Genomic DNA, 20,823 nt, shown 5'->3' with positions numbered 1-20,823 from the left:
ATGAATGGAGCGAAGTAGGGTCGCACGTCGACAAGATTCGACGACGAATAAACGCAAAAAAACTGGGAAACAACCAAAGACGAAAAGTAAGAAACCGATGTGGAAACGCATCTTTTTATTAGGTTTCATGTTATTTATTGCTGCGGTAATCGCATTCGGCGCATATACGGTATATGCCATTGCGACGGCACCAGAACTAGATGAAGATAAACTTGTCGATACGTATCCGATTCAGTTGCTTTCGGCTGAAGGAGAACCGCTCGAAGGGGCGGGTCAGATTCGAGAGTATGTCTCCATCGACGACATCTCTGAAGTGATGCAACAAGCGGTCGTGTCCATTGAAGACCGTCGTTTCTATGAGCATAACGGGATTGACTTACGTCGAATCGGCGGAGCCGTCGTTGCCAACTTGACAGAGGGTTTCGGTGCAGAAGGTGGATCGACCATCACTCAACAATTGGTCAAGCAGTCGTTCCTTTCGACAGATAAGAAGTTGAAGCGTAAGCTTCAAGAACAATGGCTCGCACTCAAACTCGAGCGTGAGTATACGAAAGAACAGATTTTAGAGATGTACTTGAACAAAAACTATTACGGTAGTGGCGGATACGGTGTGCAAACCGCATCGAAACGTTACTTCAATAAGCCGGTCTCTGAGGTCAATTATCAAGAGGCCGCGATTCTCGCAGGTCTCCCGCAACGTCCAAGTGCCTACGATCCAATCAACGGTGATCAGGAGTTGACTCGCTACCGTCAAGAGCAAGTCTTGTCTGCAATGAAACGTGACGGACATATTTCTGAGGAACAATACAATGAGGCACTCGATGTTGCCATTGCTGACGTCATCTCACCAGGTGAAGAGACGGAAGAAGAAGCGTTCACACGTGCGATTTACTCTCGTGTATTGAATGAGTTAGAAGAGGACTATGGTCTTGAACAGTCAGATATTTACGGGACTGGTTTGAAAGTTTATACGTCAATCAACAAAGAGTTACACACAAAAATCAACAGTGATATTAAATCGAATAATGTTAATTTACAAACAAGTAGTTTCCCTGAAGATTTACGAATGGGTGCAACCGTCTTGAATACAAAGACCGGTGAAATTGTCGCTATCGTAGACAGTCAACAGGCGAAGCAAGGTGATACCACATATCGTGACTACTCAAATGAGAAGTATCAAATCGGATCGACAGCTAAACCATTTTTCGATTATGGTCCTGGAATTGAAAATGGGCAGTGGTCGACAGGTAAAGTGTTGCTTGACGCTAAATTAGATGGCACATATAGTCCGAATAACTATTATTCAGGTTTCCGTGGACCAAATACGATGCGCCAATACTTGAAAATTTCAGCGAACACGCCAGCAGTTCGTGCTTTCCAAGAAGTGCGGGATGAGTATGGACAAGAAGCAATCGAATCGTTCGTTAAAAATGTAGGTATCGAACCTTCATATTCTGGCGATGAACTCAACGAATCTAATGCTTTAGGTACGGCAGAAGCGAGCACGACACAGATGGCTGCAGCTTATGCAACACTTGGTGCGAATGGGATGTATACAAAACCGCACTTGATTCAAAAAATTGAATTCAATGATGGTTCAAGTATTAATTCACCGATTAAAGCCAAGCAAGCGATGGAAGATTATACAGCGTATATGTTGACAGACATGCTTCGTGATGTTGTGAGTGCTGAAGGTGGAACTTATGTACCTGGCGCATTCCCATGGGACGTAGCAGGTAAAACGGGTACGACGAACGAGCCTAACTCTACAAATCCGAAAGATAAATGGTTTACTGGTTATTCTACGGATTACTCGATCTCAGTATGGACAGGAAAAACGAAAGATTCGACAGTCGCTTCGTTCGATCCAGACTATGCCCAATACTATTTCGAATATATGATGCAACAAGTGACGAATGCGACGGGACAACCGGATCGATTCCAGCGTCCAGACTCAGTCTTGTCACTTGGCAATGAGCTTTATGTAAAAGGAACAAAACCAAAAGATCTTCAACCTGAGAAGTTGGTTGCTCCGACTGGGGCAAGTGTTAACTACGATGAAGAAGGTCAAACCGGTTCTGTCTCATGGTCATACGATTTCGATGGTGCACAAGCCGATGGTTATACGGATATCACGTTCACGGTGACACAAAAGTCAGCCGATGGAAGTGAGCAAGTCGTCGGAACGACCGGGGAGACGAGTGTGAATATTGCAAACTTGGCCGAAGGAGACACAACGTTTACTATTGTCGCAAATGCGTCGAACCCGTTGACGGGAGAACAGCAATCGGCACCGGCACAAGCGAGCTATTCGATTGAACCGAAAGAGGAACCGACGGAAGAAGAGGAAAACCCTACTGATGAGGGGAATTCCGAAGATGAACCATCAGACGAAAATAACGGGAACGGGAATGATAACGGAAACGGGAATGGTAACGGAGACGGAAACGGCGAAGATACCACCGACGAACAAACTCCTGATGAACCGGCTACGGATGAAGGTTCTGGCGAAGGTACAGACGAACCAACTGACGGAGATGATTCAGGAACTCCGTTAGAGGGACAATCCAATGGTGAATCGTCAGACACGAATCGTGGAAACAATAATTCAAACAATGGGAATAACTAAGGAGAGCAGGGCGACATTGTGCGCCCTGTTTTTCGTTTGACTTTGTTATAATGAAAAGAAAGGGAACAGGATGGTGACACATGGTTCAACTCTCTTTAAAACGCAAGATGAAAGTATTACTTGTCATGGATCGACTGCAAGACGATGATTTCGGCGTGCCTCTCGGTGGACATCTCGGGTTAAAGCTTTCACATGTGCTCTTAAAAGAGTCCATACCGTTTGGGCGTCTCATCCAGGACCAAACCGTCGCCGAAGCAATCGGACATGCTTACTTGAAACGAATCGGAGTCGAGACCATGTTCACGGGCGAAGAATCCTATTATCCAGAACTTCTTCGTGGCAACCGTCAACTCATCTCAACAAACGAAGATTATTATAAAACGGTGCAACGCTACGTCAAACATCTTTTAGCGGTTCATTCGAAATGTACGAAACTACATACCATCGTCTTGTTCGGACGGTCGACGCAACGTCTGTTTTCAGATGCGCTCTTCCGTCTCGAAGAAGAAAATGAGCATGTCGCTGCTACATTTAAAGACATGGCCATCTTTCAGATGCCCGCTGTATCGAGAGTGGTACGAGATGAACGGATTCATCAAATCCGACAAGTCGTAGCGGACCTTGCACCTTCGAATGCGTAATGAAAGAAGGTGACTAGATGCGAAAATCTCGCTCTGTCGAAGAAATCATAAAAGAATTAAGAGATGATCCTGGTTTTTCAAACCACGTACGTCATTGGCACACGGTCGATGCACGTCCGGCCCAATATGCCCCAATTCCAGAGCAGGTGCCTGAACAATTGGTGAATGTACTTAAGAATCGTGGAATTGAACAGCTGTATACGCATCAAGCCGAGGCTGTGAAACAAACGGCGGCTGGCCATTCGACGGTCATCGTAACACCTACGGCATCAGGAAAAACACTGTGTTATAACTTACCCGTCCTATCCAAGATGATTGAAAAACCTACAGCACGTGCGCTTTATCTTTACCCGACAAAAGCACTCGCGCAAGATCAAAACAGTGACTTGATGGAGATGATCGAAGCCCTTGAAGGGAATTTGCGATGCTTCACTTATGATGGCGACACATCACCTGCGGCACGAACGAAAGTTCGCGATGCGGGCAATATCGTTATCACGAATCCCGATATGTTACATTCCGGCATCTTACCTCATCATACGAAATGGATTCGTCTATTTGAGAACTTAGAATACATCGTCGTCGACGAACTCCATACGTATCGCGGCGTGTTTGGCAGTCACGTGGCGAACGTGTTTCGACGTTTAAAACGAATCTGCGCCTATTATGGTAGTCACCCAAAATGGATCATGACATCGGCGACCATCGCGAATCCGCTTGAACTTGCCGAGCTATTGACGGAAGAAGAAGTCGTATTAATCGATCGAAACGGGGCACCTCAAGGCAAGAAACACCTTGTCTTCTATAATCCGCCTGTCGTCAATGAAGCACTCGGAATTCGTCGTAGCGCAACGCTCGAGACGAAACGAATCGCCTCGAGGCTCGTGGAAGCGAACATACAAACGATTGTATTTGCGCGGTCGCGCGTACGTGTCGAGGTGCTATTGACCTATTTGCAGGAACTAACACGGCGGGAGCTCGGACCAAAGTCTATTGTCGGTTACCGTGGCGGCTATCTTCCATCTGAACGCCGAGAAATCGAACGACGGTTGCGGAACGGGGAAATCAAAGCGGTCGTTTCGACAAACGCGTTAGAGCTCGGTGTCGATATCGGTCAACTTCAAGCATGCGTCTTAAATGGATATCCAGGGACAGTCGCTTCGTTATGGCAACAGGCTGGGCGCGCCGGTCGTCGGCATTCAGAGTCACTCGTTGTATTTGTCGCATCCTCGTCATCACTCGACCAACTCGTCGTCGAACAGCCGGACATGATTTTAAATCGCTCACCGGAAGCGGCACGTCTTGACCCGAATAACTTGATTATTCTAGTAGACCACATCAAATGTGCCGCTTTTGAGTTGCCGTTTCAAAAGGGAGAGCGGTTCGGAACAGTCGACACGGAAGATATATTAGAGTTTTTGACGGATGCTCACGTCTTACACGAACGGGCCGATAGGTACTATTGGATGACGGATTCGTTCCCGGCCCATGACATCTCGCTTCGGACGAGTGATCAAGAGAATGTCGTCATCGTCGATCAGACGGCGAAGCATCAAGTTATCGGTGAAATGGACACGTTCAGTGCCATGACGTTGTTACATGATGAAGCGATTTATTTGCATGGAGCCGAACAGTACCAAGTCGAAAAACTCGATTTTGAGGAGAAGAAAGCATATGTCCGCCGGGTTGACGTTGACTACTATACGGATGCGAATTTAGCAGTTGAACTGAAAGTACTCGAAGAGAACAAGTCAGACGGAGCGAAGACGTTTGGTGAGGTATCGGTCATCGCGATGGCCACCTTGTTCAAGAAAATAAAATTCGGGACGCATGAGAACATAGGGTCGGGTCCGATTCATCTACCGGAGCGAGAGTTGCATACGACAGCTACATGGTTCACGTTAGATGAGCGATTCGCCTATTCGGAGGCGGACCTCGAAGATCAACTTGAAGCGGTCAGCGATTTGATGAGGCGACTTGCGCCACTTTATCTCATGTGTGACACGCTCGATTTATTCACTACGATTCAGATGAAGTCGACGCATACGAGTAAGCCGACCGTTTATTTGTACGACCGGTATCCAGGAGGCATCGGTCTCAGTGAGGCACTCTATAAAGATGCAGACATGGTGCTTGAAGCGGCAGAACGGACGGTATCCGACTGTCCATGTGAGAGCGGATGCCCCCGTTGTGTCGGCATGATTGGATACGGTGATTTCAAACAGCAAGTCATCCGTCAGTTGCAAGCATTGAAAGGAACGATATGAAAGCTAAACTATCTAGATTAATCAAAACGAACGAACCTGGCCCAAAAGCTAAGGTCACGAGCCCTGACGAAGTGGAGCAACAAAAGTGGAAGGATCATGGGGGCGAGATTTTAACGTTTGAGGGGGAATGGTGTGTCCGGATTCGAAAGACATATCCGCTCGACGAGGTGTATCACGACTTCAAGTTTGGAGAAGCAAGAAAGATGATGCGTCAAACCGAGCACCCGTTTTTCGTCGTCGACTTAGAGCCCGACCAAGTCCTGTTCATGGATACGGAAACGACCGGGTTACGCGGTTCAGGAACATCAATCTTTTTGATTGGATTTGCTAGGATTCAAGAAGGACACCTTGAAATGATTCAATACGTGTTACCTCATCCGGCGTTTGAAACCGCCTTTTACTATCATTTCTTGCAGGATATCGGAGATGAGGTTCGTTTCGTTACCTATAACGGGAAATCATTTGATTGGCCCCAAATCAAGACGAGACATACATTCGTCAAATCCAGGGTGAAACAATTACCTTCAGTGGGTCATGTCGATTTACTTCACGCTGCAAGACGATTGTTAAAACCGAGGCTTGAATCGGTATCATTAAAAGCAGTCGAAGCATACTTCGGTCATGAACGAACGGACGACCTTCCTGGATTCTTGGCGCCGATGCACTATTTTCAATATGTCAAAGAGCGGAATCCTGAAATATTGCTCCCGGTCCTCGAACACCATCATGCGGACTGTTTAAGCCTTGTCTCTTTGTATACACGTCTCAGTCAACTCGTTACGACCCCGGTAACTGATTTTGGAGAGGAACGTGCTCACTGGTTACATGACCTTGGCGAACAAGATCAAGCGCTGAGGGAGTTTGAGCAACTCTCGAGTCCATCGAAGCGTTCCATCATGCGGCAAGCGATGATATTAAAACGAGCTGGACGATTCGAGGAGGCCATTCCGCTATTTGAGTCGCTTCATACGATTGAAGGGTATGTCGAACTCGCCAAGTATGCAGAGCATAAACAAAAAGACATCGCTTTGGCGATTGATTACACGGAGCGAGCCATGAAGCTACTCGAACAAAAGCGAACAGTGCTACGTCAAACTATCGACCGTGAGAAAATTGAATTGGAGCATCGACGAGCTCGCCTAGAAAGGAAGCAAACATGAAAGTAGTAGCCGTCACAGGATATCGTCCTCATGAACTCGGCATTTTCAAAGCGGATCATCCAGGAATTGAAATCATTCAAGAAGCTTATCGGAAAAAGATACTTGAAGTCATCGAATTAGGTGCTGAATGGTTCATATTAAGTGGAACGAATGGTTGTGAATTGTGGGCTGGACAAGTATTGTTAGAGTTAAGAGAAACCTATCCGATTAAAATTGCCGTGTTTCCTCCATTCTTAAATATGGACGAGCGCTATAAACCATTCGAACAAGAACTATTTGTGCAACTGCAACTCGAGGCAGACTTTTTTGAACCGCTGACACAGCGTCCATACGAAGACCCGAGTCAACTACGCGCAAAAACGGCATTCTTTTTAGATAAAGCAGAAGGATTGATCACCTTGTATGACGAAGAAACGGAAGGAAGTCCCCGCTTTTTAGTCGATGGGGCTCGGCGGAAGCCGAACATGGAAGTTTTCCTAATCACACAAGAAGATTTACGAGTCATTGAAGAAGAAAAACAATGGGAACAACAATGGGAGTGATATGATGCAAACGGAATTAACAGCAGAAGCGATTTATAAACAAGAATTCAAGACGGCGTTACGTGGTTATTCACAAGAAGAAGTCGATCAATTTTTAGATGTCGTCATTCGCGATTATGAAAAAATGGCGAAAGAAATCGAGCGTCTTCAAAAAGAAAACGACTCGTTGCGACGGGAACCTGCGCCTGCGTCGGAACCAGTTAAACCAGCACAACCGGTTGCGTCAAATTATGACATGTTACGCCGTATCTCAAATCTCGAAAAAGCGGTCTTTGGAAAGCAAGTCGGTCCAAGCGAATAATGAATAGGGGGTGGAGTCTATGTTACAAGTGTTAACGGCCACGGAGAAACAACCAGTCAAACAACAGACAAAAAAGCTGTTTCGTGTGAAAGAAGAAGTGATGAAAGCACCAACCTGCTATACAGATCGTCTCGTCGAAAACATCAGACAAACATGCCGATTTGATTGGATGATGATTGAACAAGTCAAATTAGGGGATGATCTCGTTCATTACGTGCTCGTCGGACCTAAAGGCGTCTTCTTGATTCAATTAAATCGAACTCCAGCCTCCGTCCATATGACGAACCGGGAATGTCGAACCGAGACCTCGATGGGGTGGAAACAGGTTTATCCTCATCCTGTCACGGAATTAGAACGGATGACCAAACAAGTGCGGTCACGATTAAAAAAAGAATGTAATCAAGCAATTCCCGTCTATTCGTTTTTAATCTTCCCGGAAACGGAACGATTGAAGTTAGAACGAATTAAGGCGAATTGTGGAGATTCATTCGCTCTGGTGGATCAGGTGATTAGTAAAACGAACCTTGAGACGTTGACAGAGCCGCTCGTCAAACAAATCGCCTATTATTGTTCTGAGCGACAAGTACATAAATAAGAAGAAGGCCGAATACCAATCATTCGGCCTTCTTCTTATTTTAAAAGTTCTCTTGCTTTTGCTGCATCATCTCGGTGTACGAACAGTGCAACGCGATCGTCCAAATTTTTTGCGAGCGGTTTTAATAACTTGCCGGTCGGAAGTCCTTGTTCCACACGACAGGTGATGCCCCGCTCGGTCAAGTAATGATAATCACCTAAGAGTTCTTCACCTTGTTTCCCGAATGCTTCACCGAAACGAACCCACTTCAAGTTGCGAATTGTTCGAATCGTGACCAAGATGACAAACAAAATGGCGAGTGCGATGATCAATAATGTTTCCAATGCCTTCAACCCCTTCTTTACACAAGTTTAATGGTGTGGCGAGTTGAAAGCAATATGGAGCGAACGGTATACTGAAATGGAAAAGAGGGATGAAATGAAAAAACCGATTCAATCGAGACGAGAGGCAATCTCACTACTAGAAAATCAGCAAGTACTCTATATTCGAATTCATAACGGACAAACGGGCATGATCAAATCGACAGAGGAAGGTATCATCGTGGCCATTCCAAATGAAGAGACAGATCAAATCGATTTTCGAAAACTAGAGGACATCGAGGCGTTTGAAGCGTTTTATGATTTGACGCTCTCGAAACCAGGGATTTTGTATGTAAACGTTGAAGAGTAATGACATGGAGAGCTTCACCATTTCGGTGGGGCTCTCCATTTATACACGTTTAAGAGGAAGGCAGCCAGACAGCTAACTTGTCCTGTAACGGCTTTAGGCGAACGTGATGTTGCTTATGCAACAAATAACCGTCTGGGCGAATGACTAGTATGCCACGTTTCATAAAGAGAGATTTGGCAAGTTCGTTCCCTTGATCAAAGAACGGGCGACTCGTCTTAGATAAGGTGATGGTTTGAATGAACGGTTGGTTCTCGTTCAAATAGTCATAGATGGATGACAAATCACGTTTCCCATCGTCAAATACAAGCACTTGAAACCGTCCGTCCGCGATTTCCGATATTTTAGTCCGAAATCCGTCATCCGTTCGCAAAATCTCTGTCTCCGGAAAAATTTTTCCTTCCGCGACGCGACGAAACGGTAATCGTAGCGCATTCGGATACGACAAATGAAGTTGAGAGATCCGTTCGGTGATTTTTTGGTTGATGAGATTGACACGTGTGAAGACATCGGCACCGATTGCTTGGAACGGTAAGAGCATCGGAAGTGTCGTCTGTAACATCTCCGTAGCGATATTCGTCGTCTGTAGCACGTTACGGGCTACGTGCTCCCGCTCGTCCCGATAAGTGGACACAACGTGATGGGGAGCGCCAGTTTTGAGATGCAACCATAGTTTCCAACCTAAGTTGAAGGCATCTGCAATCCCAGTGTTCATCCCTTGTCCACCGACCGGGGAGTTAATATGTGCCGCATCCCCCATGAGAATGATGCGGTTGTGAATGAACGTATCGACCATGCGATTATGCACGCGGAATAAGGAGAACCATTCAACGTCGCGAATATGGACCGGCATATGACTGCGTTGTTCCACCAATTCTTGAAGGTCCGATTCTTGGAATGATTCATCCGTTCTCAAGTTTCCTGTGATGCGAATCGTTTCATCCGTGAGCGGGAAGACTTCGAGCACTCCACGATCCGAGAAAAAGATATGAACCTCTTCACGGGATATCGGCCAATCAGCCTTCAAATCGGCTAGCACCCAAGCCTCTTTGAACGATTTACCACTAAACGGAAGGGCGAGCATCCGACGAACCGAACTGTTGGCTCCATCGGCGGCGACAACGTATTTCGCTTCAACAGCACGAGTTCGCCCGTCTGTAGCGGTCAAATGTGCGATGGTACGGGATGGGTACTGGGTGATGGATGACAACGTTTCACCGCGCTTCACAACATGACCATGTTTTTGTAGAGCACGTTCTAATATGTCTTCGGTTTCATTTTGACGTAATAACGTCACGAACGGATATGGGGTCACGAGTTTGGAGAATTCAAGTTTTGCTGTCCACTGTCCCGAAAAATATAGATTCCCCCGTTCAATTGTTCGGGCACGTTCTAGCACTTCTTGTGCAACATCCAAACGAGAAAACACTTCGATGGTCCGCGGCTGGATCCCGATAGCTCGTGAATTATCCGACGGGGTCGTCTTACGATCAATGATTTGAAAAGATACGCCATATCTAGCTAAAGTGAGTCCGAGCGTCAGGCCGGTTGGCCCGGCGCCGACAATCAATACATCTACTTGTTCGTCCACGCTGATCAACTCCTATCATTAATAATGATATTTCCGACATTGGCAGCGACTAAACGAAAAGTAGGGTATAGAGCGGTATATGATATTCGATGATGGAAGGTGAGTGAACATTGTGCAGCCATGGATCACAGAAGAACAGATTCGAGATAGTTTTACAATGGATGAAGATTATGAACAAACAGCTGCAGTGTTAATCCCACTCGTTCAGATTGATCAGGATTGGCACGTCGTGTTTGAAGTACGAGCTCACACGATGCGACAGCAGCCTGGGGAGATATCATTTCCAGGAGGACGCCTCGAAAAAGGAGAGACGCCCGTTGAAGCAGCAATACGAGAAACTTGTGAAGAGTTAGAGGTTTCTGCAGATAAAGTAGAGGTCGTAGGCAAATTGCGACCGCTTGCTACGCCGCATCGCCAATTGATTTATCCGTTTGTCGGAATCCTATCGGAAGTACCAAGTGTAGAAGGGACGGATGAGGTCGATCATTTGTTTACCGTACCGATTTCCACATTACTCATGATTGATCCATTCCACGGAGAAATGGAATGGACGATGAGTCCGGATCAAAATATTCCACTTGATCGATTGGCGAATGCTAAAGCGTACGAAAAACGGGTAATTAAAATGAGAGAACCTTTTTATGAGCATGAAGACTACATCATTTGGGGACTTACTGGAAAATTCTTGACACAATTTATTAAACGGATAAAAGAAAACGTATTCAAACGGTTATAATTTCGTTATAATGATAGAAACAAATTTAGATTGGAAGTGAATGGGTGTGTCTGAAGAATTCCTCGTAGGTGATATCGTGAAGTCGACTCGTGAAGGATGGGTCGCTGAAGTGACCGCCGTACTGACCAATACTGTGATCGGTGACGTCTCGATTATGGAAGAGTTTCAACAGCTCGGACTCGAGTTCGAGAAACAAGTTTTACTAAAATCAGAATTGGAATTGATTGAACGCGCCAGCTGACCTTTTTCTGAAAGGGATGATTCAGGTGTCCATTGACAAAAAAGTACGTGAATGGCAAGAGGCGGGTTTATTGGATGAAGCGACGGGGTTAAGACTAGTCGACTATGAACATAAACGACGGGCGGCTAGTGAGCAACATGACCACAAGCCGCCCGTTTTGGTCATTGTCGGATCGATCTTGTTGGCTCTTAGCCTATTCAGTTTCGTCGCAGCCAACTGGCAAGCGATTCCCGACCTTTTGAAAATCGGTTTGTTTCTTCTTTTTATGGTTGGATTCTATGTCGTTGCCGAGCGGGTTCGCTTGAAAACACCAAGATATGTCACGCTGTTACGTGTACTAGGGTTCGTTTTCTTTATCGCGACCATGGCGGTCATCTTCACGACGTATAATCTGTCTGGCCAATTGACTCTATTGTTCTGGATTATCTTTGCGATGGCAGTACTTCATCGCATCTTGTATGAGCACGTCATATTCTCCATGATCACCGCAATCGCTGCATTTTTAGCCATCACCAATAGTTTCGAAAGCATCGGGCTGATTTTGATTGGGATTGCTCTAATCGTGACATGGATATGGTTCCATTTCGTCGATGAATCGTTGGACCGCACGTTCGCATGGCTAACCTTTTATGGCCTTCTCAATATTTTCGGCCAGTATATCGATTATGAGGGAAGACTGTGGCCGCTTTGGTCACTCGTCATCTTGCATGCATTGCTCTTATTCTATCGAAAACAAGCCGCATGGCAAGCAACGTATCTGTTCACTGCGGCCGTTCTATCAATTGGTTATTTAATTAACGTGACAGAAAGTTGGCTCTCTCAAAGACCGCCTTCCGTCATTGAAGCGACACTCTTGTCGGTTGCACTCGTTGCCGTCTATTTGATTCATAGACGGAATGATCTTCTGTGGGTAAGTCTGCTGGCAGTTATCCCATTTGCACTCTTTGAAGATTCAGGAGTTTTACTGGCAATCATCATCGAAGTGATTGCACTTGCTTACTTGATTCGCCAAGACGTGACACGACGACCGACAATTTTCGCCTTCATCTATTTCTTAATCGTTCAAATGACAATTTACTTCATCTACGTGTGGGATCGGCTCGACATCTCACTCTTCTTCTTGATTGGTGCGTTAATCGTCTTTGCGTTGTCACTCGCACTATGGTGGCGTAATCGAACGAGAGGGGATGTGACGACATGAAACGATTTTCTGTTTGGCTTGTCCCGGTTGCTCAAGTCTTGATTGCCATCGTCTTTGTGATTCTTGTCTATGCCATATCGTGGGTCGGGGAGACGTACACGTTTAAAGGGTCTTCGTTCGAACCGTATGACCCTTATTTTGGGGATTCCATCTATCTCGAATATGATGCCTTCAAAGGACGACAAGATGTCGAAACCGGAACGGTATATGTTTCCTTTAAAGAAGGGGAAGATGGATATGCTGTCATCGATCGAATTGAGTCGAAACCGTTTTTTGGTGGTATTCGGGCAAACTATTATAATCGTCTTCTTTATATAGAAGAAATGGGTTCGTATCGTGTGTCGGAAGATGAGATGGATGCGATAAAAGGTAAGCAATCGTTCACGGTTCAAGTTGATGTCGCACCGTGGGGTATGCTCAGAACGTATGAAATTGAGCCAAATGAATAAGCGTTAATCATGACAGGAAGATTACAGGTTTGTTACACGATTGATTGTAACGAATCTGTAATTTTTTTGTGAACCCATGGAATATCAACGTATATTTCAATTGTTACAATCTGTAACCACTTTTTTTGCCATATGTCAGGAATGTTTCACTTCTATAAAATCACTACTTTGACGGGACTTGTCGTGGTAAATTAACATCTGTTCGTTACATAACGAGAAAGGTGATGACCTTACTACGATGAAATTATTAAAATATATGATCGTCATTGGAGCTACGATGATGGGGCTGTTCACATTCATGGATCAGGCAGATGCTGCTCAGATCGGAATCGGGACAGAACAAAAAATCGTACAAAACCCGCTTGAACTAGAACGCCAAGCAATTGAAGAAAAACGACAAAAAGAAATCGCCCGCCAAAAGAAACTTGCTGAAGAAAAACGCATCGCAGAAGAGAAACGGATCGAAGCAGAACGTCTTGCGGAAGAGAAAGCAAAAGAAGAAGCAGAGAAAGCAAGACTTGCGAAACTTGAAGCAGAACGAAAAGCGGAGGAAGAGCGAAAAGCAGCGGAACAGGCAACAGCTGCAAAAACGTCGGCTTCTGCCACTCAATCAGTCAGTGCAACACCAGTATCTACATCTAAAAAAGTCATTACAGTCGAATCGACAGCTTATTCAAATGATGTTGCGGATAACAAGGCGTACGGCGGTCGTGTATTAACGGCCACGGGTCATGATGTGACTGATTCGATTTATTATAACGGAATGCGAATTATCGCCGTCGACCCAGCCATCATTCCTTTAGGGTCAAAAGTCCACATCCAAGGTGTCGGTGATGCGATTGCCCTTGATACAGGTGGTAGAATAAAAGGACATATCGTCGATTTACTCGTCGATTCAAAACAGGACGCGATCCAATGGGGGCGTCGACATATTGAAGTAACGCTATACTAAAAATCAGGTTCTCCAATTAGGAGAGCCTTTTTTTGTTTAACAAAGTAGAGAAACGGGCAAATTACTATTTGAATTTCCATTTTGGAAATAGTTGAGGAGGGATCAGGTTGATTGAGTTTCGTGATGTATCAAAACGTTATGAAGACGGGACGTTAGCCGTCAAAGAATTAAGCTTAACAGTAAATAGAGGAGAAATCTTCGTATTGATCGGACCTTCAGGTTGTGGCAAGACAACGACGATGAAAATGGTCAATCGATTAATCGATCATACGGACGGAAAAATTTTAATTGATGGAAAAGAAATCTATCAATTCGATATTTTTGAGTTACGTCGAAACATCGGTTATGTACTCCAACAGATTGCATTATTCCCTCACTTAACAGTGGAAGAAAATATCTCTGTCGTACCTGAGCTTTTGAAATGGAAAAAAGAACGAACGAAAGACCGTGTGACCGAATTGATGAAGATTGCCGGTCTCGACCCGAAACTTCGCTCGAAAAAGCCAGCAGAATTATCAGGAGGTCAACAGCAGCGCGTAGGCGTGTTGCGTGCTTTAGCTGCAGACCCGGACGTCATCCTCATGGACGAACCCTTTTCTGCGCTTGATCCGATCAGCCGTGGTCAATTGCAAGATGATATTAAGCGCTTGAATGACGAACTTGGCAAAACGATCTTGTTTGTCACACACGACATGCAAGAAGCGATGAAGCTTGGTGATCGCATCGCGTTAATGCGTGATGGGGAACTCATGCTAGTCGGTACACCAGAAGAAATCTTGGCGAGTGAAGATCCGTTCGTCTTAGAATTTACACAACGTGGAAGAGGTGAGCTAGATGCTTGAGACGTTCCAAAATAGACAAGGACAGCTTGTCGAGGCACTGATTGAGCACTTGCAGCTCTCTGTCGTATCGCTATTGATTGCCGTATTGATTGCCGTACCATTGGGAATCTGGCTGACGCGCCGTAAGAAAATCGCCGAAACCGCCATTGGTGTCACTGCGATTATTCAAACGATTCCGTCGCTTGCCTTACTTGGTTTGATGATTCCGCTCGTTGGAATCGGGGCATTACCTGCTATTATTGCGCTTGTCTTATATGCGCTCCTACCTATTTTACGAAACACGTTCACCGGTTTAAACGAAGTGGATAAATCGTTGCTTGAAGCCGCTCGAGCTTGTGGGATGAAGCCGAATCAAAGTTTGATGAAAGTTGAACTCCCGCTTGCTTTACCGGTCATCATGGCTGGTATCCGGACCGCGATGGTTCTGATTGTCGGTACGGCGACGCTCGCTGCTTTAGTCGGAGCAGGTGGACTCGGTACGCTGATTTTGCTCGGGATTAACCGGAATGACAATTACTTAATTTTACTCGGGGCCATCCCGGCCGCGATTTTGGCACTCTTATTTGACTTCTTGTTGCGTCAGATGGAAGGTGCGACGGCGACTCGAAACAAGGCGAAATTGATTGCTGTTTCTACTGTCCTCGCCTTGGTCATCGTCACACCGCTCGCGTTCGGTCGTTCGCAAGAAACAGACCTTGTCGTTGCCGGTAAACTTGGTCCAGAGCCGGAAATCCTAATGAATATGTATAAGTTGTTGATTGAAGAAGAAACAGATTTGACTGTATCTGTGAAACCGAATTTCGGGGAGACGACATTCGTATGGGGCGCACTCCAATCTGGAGACGTTGATATTTATCCGGAGTTTACAGGTACGGCACTGGCGAGTCTCGTCAAAGAGACACCTGAATCAAACGATGCCGGTGAAGTTTACGAACAAGCGAGAGAGGCACTGGCAGAAGACGGATACGTGATGCTCGAACCGATGCAGTTTAACAATACGTATGCGCTCGCGATTCCACGTGACTATGCAGAGGCGGAAGACATTACGGCTATTTCAGATTTACGAAACGTACAGTCTGATATTCAAGCCGGGTTTACACTTGAATTCACCGACCGTGAAGACGGTTATCCAGGACTTCAAAACGAGTACGGGCTTGATTTCCCGTCTGTCGTCTCAATGGAGCAAAAATTGCGCTATCGCGCCATCGCACGAGGGGATGTCAATCTAGTCGACGCTTATGCGACGGACCCTGATATCGCCGAGAACGACCTCGTCGTTTTAGAAGACGACCGACAATTCTTCCCGCCTTATCAAGGAGCACCGCTTATGAAAGAGGAGACACTTGAAGAGTATCCAGAAATCGAGGATGCGCTCAATCAGCTCGCAGGTAAAATCACAGACGAACAGATGTCTGAATTGAATCGACGTGTCGCGTACGGAAATGAACGCGCATACGATGTAGCGAAAGACTTCTTAGAACAGGAAGGGTTACTATGAGAGCTTTGATTATTTCGAATCCGAAGTCCGGCACGAGCGAAACGATGCTCGGAGAGGTCATCGGAACGATTGAGTCGCTCTATGAAGAAATCATCATCAAGAAAACATCGGAAATTGGGGATGCGCTTCGATTCGCGAAAGAAAGTAAACCGTTCGACCATCTGATTGTCATTGGCGGTGATGGTACGCTAAATGAGGTAGTGAATGGGTTGATGACCTTAGAGCGCGACGAGCGTCCGACAGTCGGCATCATTCCTGCCGGGACGTGCAATGATTTCGCTCGGGCACTTGAACTTCCGATTCAACCAACACAAGCGGCAAGTGTCATCAAGTCGCATCATGAACAGCATGTAGACGTCATTCAAGTTGATGAGATGTATGCCCTCAATTTCGTCGGAGTCGGATTGATTGCAGACACATCACGTCAAATCGATCCGAATGAGAAAGAATCGTTAGGTTCGATTGGCTACTTTTTAGCGACCATCCGCCAATTTCGTGAAGCCGACCCGTTCGAAATTCGATTGCGACGTGGGGATGAGATGCTCTATGAAGGGGATGTCAGTTTTCTATATGTAGGAAACGGGAGCTATCTTGGGACCGTACCGACGAAACTGGAGACGCAATCGTTTTCGGACGGGCTGTTAGAAGTGGTACACAGCTCGGCAATCGGATTTCCGATGATTCGTCAATTGTTAGCCCAGCAACTCGGTCTTGATCAAAAATCGGCGGAGTGGAATCACTTCCAGGCTTCTCATATCGAGCTAGAATTGAATGCGCCACAAATCATCGATGTCGATGGGGAGCACTTCGAAGCAGACAAATTGTCGATCCGAATCCGAGAGCGTGCCCTCACCTTTTTAACGCCATAAAGCATCAACAGAGAAAAGTATTCAGACTTTTCTCTGTTTTTTTGTTGTCCTCATCTTGGAACCGTGTTAGTATTTCACTATTATTATGAAAATGAAATGAAAAAGAGGAAGTAGGGGTAAACATGGCGCAAAATTCATTCGCCTCAAAAATTGGATTCATACTAGCTGCCGCAGGGTCAGCAATCGGTTTAGGTGCAATCTGGAAGTTTCCATATGTCACCGGAACGAGCGGGGGCGGTGCCTTTTTACTCATGTTTTTGGCGTTCACATTATTACTTGGTCTGCCATTATTGATTGGAGAATTCATTGTCGGACGTTCGACTCAAAAGACTGCGCTTCTTGCTTTCAAACAGTTAGGGCATGGCCGTTGGACCATTATCGGCTACTTAGGTGTCCTTGCTTGTTTCTTGTTACTTTCCTTCTATAGTGTCATTGGAGGATGGGTCCTCATCTATATTGGACTCGGTTTAAGTGGGACGCTCAGTGGACGTTCGGCTGACGAATTTGGTGAGGTGTTCGGGAACGTCGTATCGACACCTGAAATTGCCGTGCTCGGACAATTCTTGTTCCTCTTAATCACACTCTTAATTGTCTTACGTGGCGTTGAAGCAGGGATTGAACGAATGAGTAAAATTTTGATGCCACTCTTGTTCATCAGTTTCTTAGTTCTCGTGGTCCGCTCGTTGACGCTTGACGGAGCGATGGAAGGCGTTCGTTTCTTCTTACAGCCTGACTTTTCTGCATTGACTGGCGAATCGGTATTGTTTGCCCTCGGACAGGCGTTCTTCTCCTTATCGTTAGGGGTGGCAGCGATGCTGACATATGCGTCCTATATAAAGACGAAAGGAACATTGAACCGGTCGGCTAACATGATTGTCTTGTTGAACATTGCGGTTTCACTTTTAGCAGGTCTAGCCATCTTCCCGGCAGTCTTTGCATCAGGTCTTGATCCGGCTGAAGGTCCGGCGTTACTCTTCGTCGTTCTACCGGCAGTCTTCAATCAAGTACCGCTCGGTGGATTCTTCATGGTCTTGTTCTTCCTATTGTTCGCTTTTGCATCGATTACATCATCGATTGCCATGTTAGAAGTCGTCGTCGCAGGTGTGACCGATCGTCTAAATGAAAAGAAATCATCATGGACGAAAAAGAAAGTGACGGTGACAGCCGCTCTTCTCGTCTTCATCGTGGGAGTACCATCCGCGCTGTCATTCGGACTCTTAAGTGATGTACAGATTTGGAACGGTCGGACGTTCTTCGATACGATGGACTATCTCGTCAGCTATATTTTAATGCCGACGGGTGCACTCTTGACTTCCATCTTTGTCGGTTACATCGTTGACCAACGCGTCTTAAAGGATGAAATCGAAACATCAAAACCTGGTGTGAAGCTGTACCCAATCTGGCATGCACTCATTCGCTATGTCATTCCTGTAACTGTCGCGATTGTTATGGTTTCAACATGGATGACCACGTAACAAACGAACTGTAGACTCTATGAGTCTACGGTTTTTTTCGTCTCGCAACGGGAAAGTAGTCGATATAGGTAGTTGATTCTACACCTGTGGACGGAGGTATCGACGAATTTTATTATGCTAAAATGATAGGGATGACGAAACTTTTGTTGAATGGTTTCGTAATGTACAATAGAAGTAACATGAGATGAGGTGAAAAGAATGAAAACATGGATGAAATGGGCCCTGACAGGGGCAGTCATATACTTTGCCATTAACGTATTCGATTTCTCCTGGTTATTCATTATTGTAGGGGCGCTCGTCTTGAATGAAGTATGGTCGACGAACAAGCGCAAACATCGTCAACGTACACCGACAACGGTGGCAAAACGTGCTAAGAAGAAACTGTTACTCGATGAGGAAGAATCGTTTTCTGGATCGAGGATTTTAAAACCAATCGAAGAGCCGATGCCTACGCGACAGTTCGAGGCGACAGACGATTTAGAGCTTCAATTTTTGCAACGGACGATTGAGCAAGGATATGAGAAGTTACAACAAATCGACCGTGTTCTTCCAGATATTAAAGATGTAGAAGTGAGGCGTGAAATGAAGGCCGTCTCGAAAGAAGCGCACGAATTGTTCGAAGAATTATTCGAAAATCCACAAGACGCAAAGCATGTTCGAGACCTGTTCACATTCTATTTAGATTCCCTCGTCTCGGTCGTCTTGAAATTTAAAGAGCTTGAAGGAAAACGAGTCGTCATTCAAGAAGAGACTCGGGAACAATTAATCACAAATATGCGACTAATTGTCGATAAATTTAAAGAACAACGCGGACGTCTCCTTGAAGATGACGCCGTAGACTTTGAACGTGAACTGATCATGATGGAGCGCGTCTTGTCTGATCAGCCGGAAGGGAGAAAGAAACATGACTTCATCGAATGAAACGAACTGGCAGTCATGGCCGGAAGAAGAACTGACTTCTGATACGAAAACAAAAACGGAGACGGAGGGGTTCAGTGATCCATCTGTCGAATGGTCATCCGTTACACAGTCACATGAAGTGCCAGCTATTCAAGCGAAACCAGACGTGCCTCAAGAGCATCGCGAGCGCATCACACGATTGGCTGAATCCATTGATATTAAGAAGACAGACTCTGTTATGTTGTTCGGGTCGAATGTCCAGCGCGAACTTTCCCAATTCTCTGATCAAATTTTGACGGAAGTGCGGATGAAAGATGGCGGCGATGCCGGTAAACTGTTGTCTGACTTGATGCAAAACGTCCGTAAGATGGACCCAGATATGCTTCAACCGGAAAAAAAGAGTTTCATGGATAACATTCCGCTCATCGGTCGTGCGAAGAAGAAGGCTGAAAACTATAAGCTTCAGTTCGAAAAAATGAACGTCTATTTGGAAGAGGTCATCCATAACCTCGATCGTGCGAAGTTCGGTCTCATGAAAGACATCACGATGCTCGATCAAATGTATGATAAGAACAAGCGATATTTCGAAGAGTTGAACGTCTATATCGCCGCGGGTGAGACAAAACTTGACCATGTACGGGAACACGAGATTGCCCCGTTACGTCAAGAAGTAGAAATTTCTAAAGATCAATCGAAGCTTCAACAATTGAACGATATGATTCAATTAGCGGACCGTTTTGAGAAAAAGTTGCACGATTTAAAATTGAGTCGTACCATCAGCCTTCAAATGGCACCTCAAATTCGAGTCATTCAGCAGAATAACCAAATCCTTGCTGAAAAGATCGAGTCAGCGGTCGTCAACACGATTCCGCTTTGGAAAAACCAAGTCGTTCTTGCACTCAGCTTGACGCGCCAGAAAACGGCACTTCGTATGCAGCAGGACGTGACGAAGACGACAAATCAACTGCTTGAGCAGAACTCGAAGATGCTCAAAGATTCATCGATTGAAATCGCTCAAGAAAATGAAAAAGGGATTGTCTCTGTTGAATCACTGAAAGTCGCTCACGAGAACTTACTCTCTACGTTGGATGAAACGTTACGCATCCAGCAAGAAGGGAAGCAAAAACGTCGTGACGCCGAGCGCGAACTTGACCGCATGGAGCACGAATTGAAGGAGAAGGTCATCGAAATCGCTTCGAAAAATAAAGAACTACCAAAGGACACTGGATACTAAGGGGGAAGTCTGAGCAATCAGACTTTCCTTTTCT

20 protein-coding genes and 1 pseudogene are annotated in these 20,823 nt (G+C 45.6%); 19 read left to right on the top strand and 2 right to left on the bottom strand.

The features are described from left to right. Positions 1–4: 4 nt before the first annotated feature. From KNO79_RS07550 to KNO79_RS07520, 7 genes are all read left to right on the top strand, one after another. Positions 5–2,629, top strand: a complete 2,625-nt coding sequence (locus KNO79_RS07550; protein ID WP_214691019.1) for a transglycosylase domain-containing protein — start codon at positions 5–7, stop codon at positions 2,627–2,629. 80 nt (positions 2,630–2,709) lie between these two features. Further along, complete coding sequence (locus KNO79_RS07545) at positions 2,710–3,270, top strand: hypothetical protein (protein ID WP_159562151.1); 561 nt, start codon at positions 2,710–2,712, stop codon at positions 3,268–3,270. A 17-nt stretch (positions 3,271–3,287) separates the two neighbouring features. Then, entirely contained in the window at positions 3,288–5,537 is a 2,250-nt protein-coding gene (locus tag KNO79_RS07540; RefSeq protein WP_214691018.1) for a DEAD/DEAH box helicase, read from the top strand. Beyond that, positions 5,534–6,697 carry a ribonuclease H-like domain-containing protein gene (locus KNO79_RS07535; protein ID WP_214691017.1) on the top strand — a complete coding sequence of 388 codons (1,164 nt, stop codon included), beginning with the start codon at positions 5,534–5,536 and terminating at the stop codon, positions 6,695–6,697. The genes KNO79_RS07540 and KNO79_RS07535 overlap by 4 nt, the downstream gene beginning before the upstream one ends. Next, positions 6,694–7,239 (top strand): SLOG family protein, encoded by a 546-nt coding sequence (locus KNO79_RS07530; RefSeq protein ID WP_214691016.1) that lies wholly within the window; start codon positions 6,694–6,696, stop codon positions 7,237–7,239. Before KNO79_RS07535 ends, KNO79_RS07530 begins: the two co-directional genes overlap by 4 nt. Positions 7,240–7,243: 4 nt before the next feature. After that, positions 7,244–7,540 carry a cell division regulator GpsB gene (gpsB, locus tag KNO79_RS07525; RefSeq protein WP_084543127.1) on the top strand — a complete coding sequence of 99 codons (297 nt, stop codon included), beginning with the start codon at positions 7,244–7,246 and terminating at the stop codon, positions 7,538–7,540. Between the two features lie 19 nt (positions 7,541–7,559). After that, positions 7,560–8,135 (top strand): NERD domain-containing protein, encoded by a 576-nt coding sequence (locus KNO79_RS07520; protein ID WP_214691015.1) that lies wholly within the window; start codon positions 7,560–7,562, stop codon positions 8,133–8,135. A gap of 35 nt (positions 8,136–8,170) precedes the next feature. Here KNO79_RS07520 and KNO79_RS07515 read toward each other — a convergent pair whose 3' ends face one another. Continuing rightward, positions 8,171–8,458, bottom strand: coding sequence for a hypothetical protein (locus KNO79_RS07515; protein WP_074037157.1), 288 nt, complete (start codon positions 8,456–8,458; stop codon positions 8,171–8,173). Between the two features lie 94 nt (positions 8,459–8,552). Here KNO79_RS07515 and KNO79_RS07510 point away from each other — a divergent pair, with 94 nt between their 5' ends. Then, positions 8,553–8,804, top strand: coding sequence for a hypothetical protein (locus KNO79_RS07510; protein ID WP_074037156.1), 252 nt, complete (start codon positions 8,553–8,555; stop codon positions 8,802–8,804). Between the two features lie 49 nt (positions 8,805–8,853). Here the strand turns inward: KNO79_RS07510 and KNO79_RS07505 are convergent, their stop codons facing one another. After that, complete coding sequence (locus KNO79_RS07505; protein WP_196430589.1) at positions 8,854–10,392, bottom strand: FAD-dependent monooxygenase; 1,539 nt, start codon at positions 10,390–10,392, stop codon at positions 8,854–8,856. A 103-nt stretch (positions 10,393–10,495) separates the two neighbouring features. On the opposite strand from KNO79_RS07505, the gene KNO79_RS07500 reads away from it, so the two are divergent. From KNO79_RS07500 to KNO79_RS07450, 11 genes and pseudogenes are all read left to right on the top strand, one after another. Further along, the gene (locus KNO79_RS07500; protein ID WP_214691014.1) at positions 10,496–11,128 is read left to right on the top strand and encodes an NUDIX hydrolase; all 633 of its coding nucleotides are present in this window, start codon (positions 10,496–10,498) and stop codon (positions 11,126–11,128) included. A gap of 40 nt (positions 11,129–11,168) precedes the next feature. After that, positions 11,169–11,369, top strand: a complete 201-nt coding sequence (locus tag KNO79_RS07495; protein ID WP_012726121.1) for a DUF2187 family protein — start codon at positions 11,169–11,171, stop codon at positions 11,367–11,369. 16 nt (positions 11,370–11,385) lie between these two features. Continuing rightward, positions 11,386–12,570, top strand: a complete 1,185-nt coding sequence (locus tag KNO79_RS07490) for a DUF2157 domain-containing protein (RefSeq protein WP_251125279.1) — start codon at positions 11,386–11,388, stop codon at positions 12,568–12,570. Next, positions 12,567–13,019 (top strand): GDYXXLXY domain-containing protein, encoded by a 453-nt coding sequence (locus KNO79_RS07485; protein ID WP_214691012.1) that lies wholly within the window; start codon positions 12,567–12,569, stop codon positions 13,017–13,019. Before KNO79_RS07490 ends, KNO79_RS07485 begins: the two co-directional genes overlap by 4 nt. A 238-nt stretch (positions 13,020–13,257) precedes the next feature. Next, entirely contained in the window at positions 13,258–13,971 is a 714-nt protein-coding gene (locus tag KNO79_RS07480; RefSeq protein WP_251125235.1) for a 3D domain-containing protein, read from the top strand. A gap of 107 nt (positions 13,972–14,078) precedes the next feature. Beyond that, a pseudogene (locus tag KNO79_RS07475) lies at positions 14,079–14,795 on the top strand (ABC transporter ATP-binding protein); the annotation flags it as partial. Positions 14,796–14,805: 10 nt separating this feature from the next. Beyond that, positions 14,806–16,311 carry an ABC transporter permease/substrate-binding protein gene (locus KNO79_RS07470; RefSeq protein WP_214691010.1) on the top strand — a complete coding sequence of 502 codons (1,506 nt, stop codon included), beginning with the start codon at positions 14,806–14,808 and terminating at the stop codon, positions 16,309–16,311. Beyond that, positions 16,308–17,180 (top strand): diacylglycerol/lipid kinase family protein, encoded by an 873-nt coding sequence (locus tag KNO79_RS07465; protein ID WP_214691009.1) that lies wholly within the window; start codon positions 16,308–16,310, stop codon positions 17,178–17,180. Before KNO79_RS07470 ends, KNO79_RS07465 begins: the two co-directional genes overlap by 4 nt. Before the next feature lie 122 nt (positions 17,181–17,302). Further along, positions 17,303–18,655, top strand: coding sequence for a sodium-dependent transporter (locus tag KNO79_RS07460; RefSeq protein WP_214691008.1), 1,353 nt, complete (start codon positions 17,303–17,305; stop codon positions 18,653–18,655). 198 nt (positions 18,656–18,853) lie between these two features. Next, positions 18,854–19,576 carry a 5-bromo-4-chloroindolyl phosphate hydrolysis family protein gene (locus KNO79_RS07455; protein WP_012726129.1) on the top strand — a complete coding sequence of 241 codons (723 nt, stop codon included), beginning with the start codon at positions 18,854–18,856 and terminating at the stop codon, positions 19,574–19,576. Further along, entirely contained in the window at positions 19,560–20,789 is a 1,230-nt protein-coding gene (locus KNO79_RS07450; protein ID WP_078146774.1) for a toxic anion resistance protein, read from the top strand. Before KNO79_RS07455 ends, KNO79_RS07450 begins: the two co-directional genes overlap by 17 nt. The last annotated feature ends 34 nt before the right edge of the window (positions 20,790–20,823 follow it).

Source organism: Exiguobacterium sp. s43 (assembly GCF_018617255.1).
Taxonomy (GTDB): domain Bacteria; phylum Bacillota; class Bacilli; order Exiguobacteriales; family Exiguobacteriaceae; genus Exiguobacterium; species Exiguobacterium profundum.
This window is presented reverse-complemented; position numbering and strand designations above follow the sequence as displayed.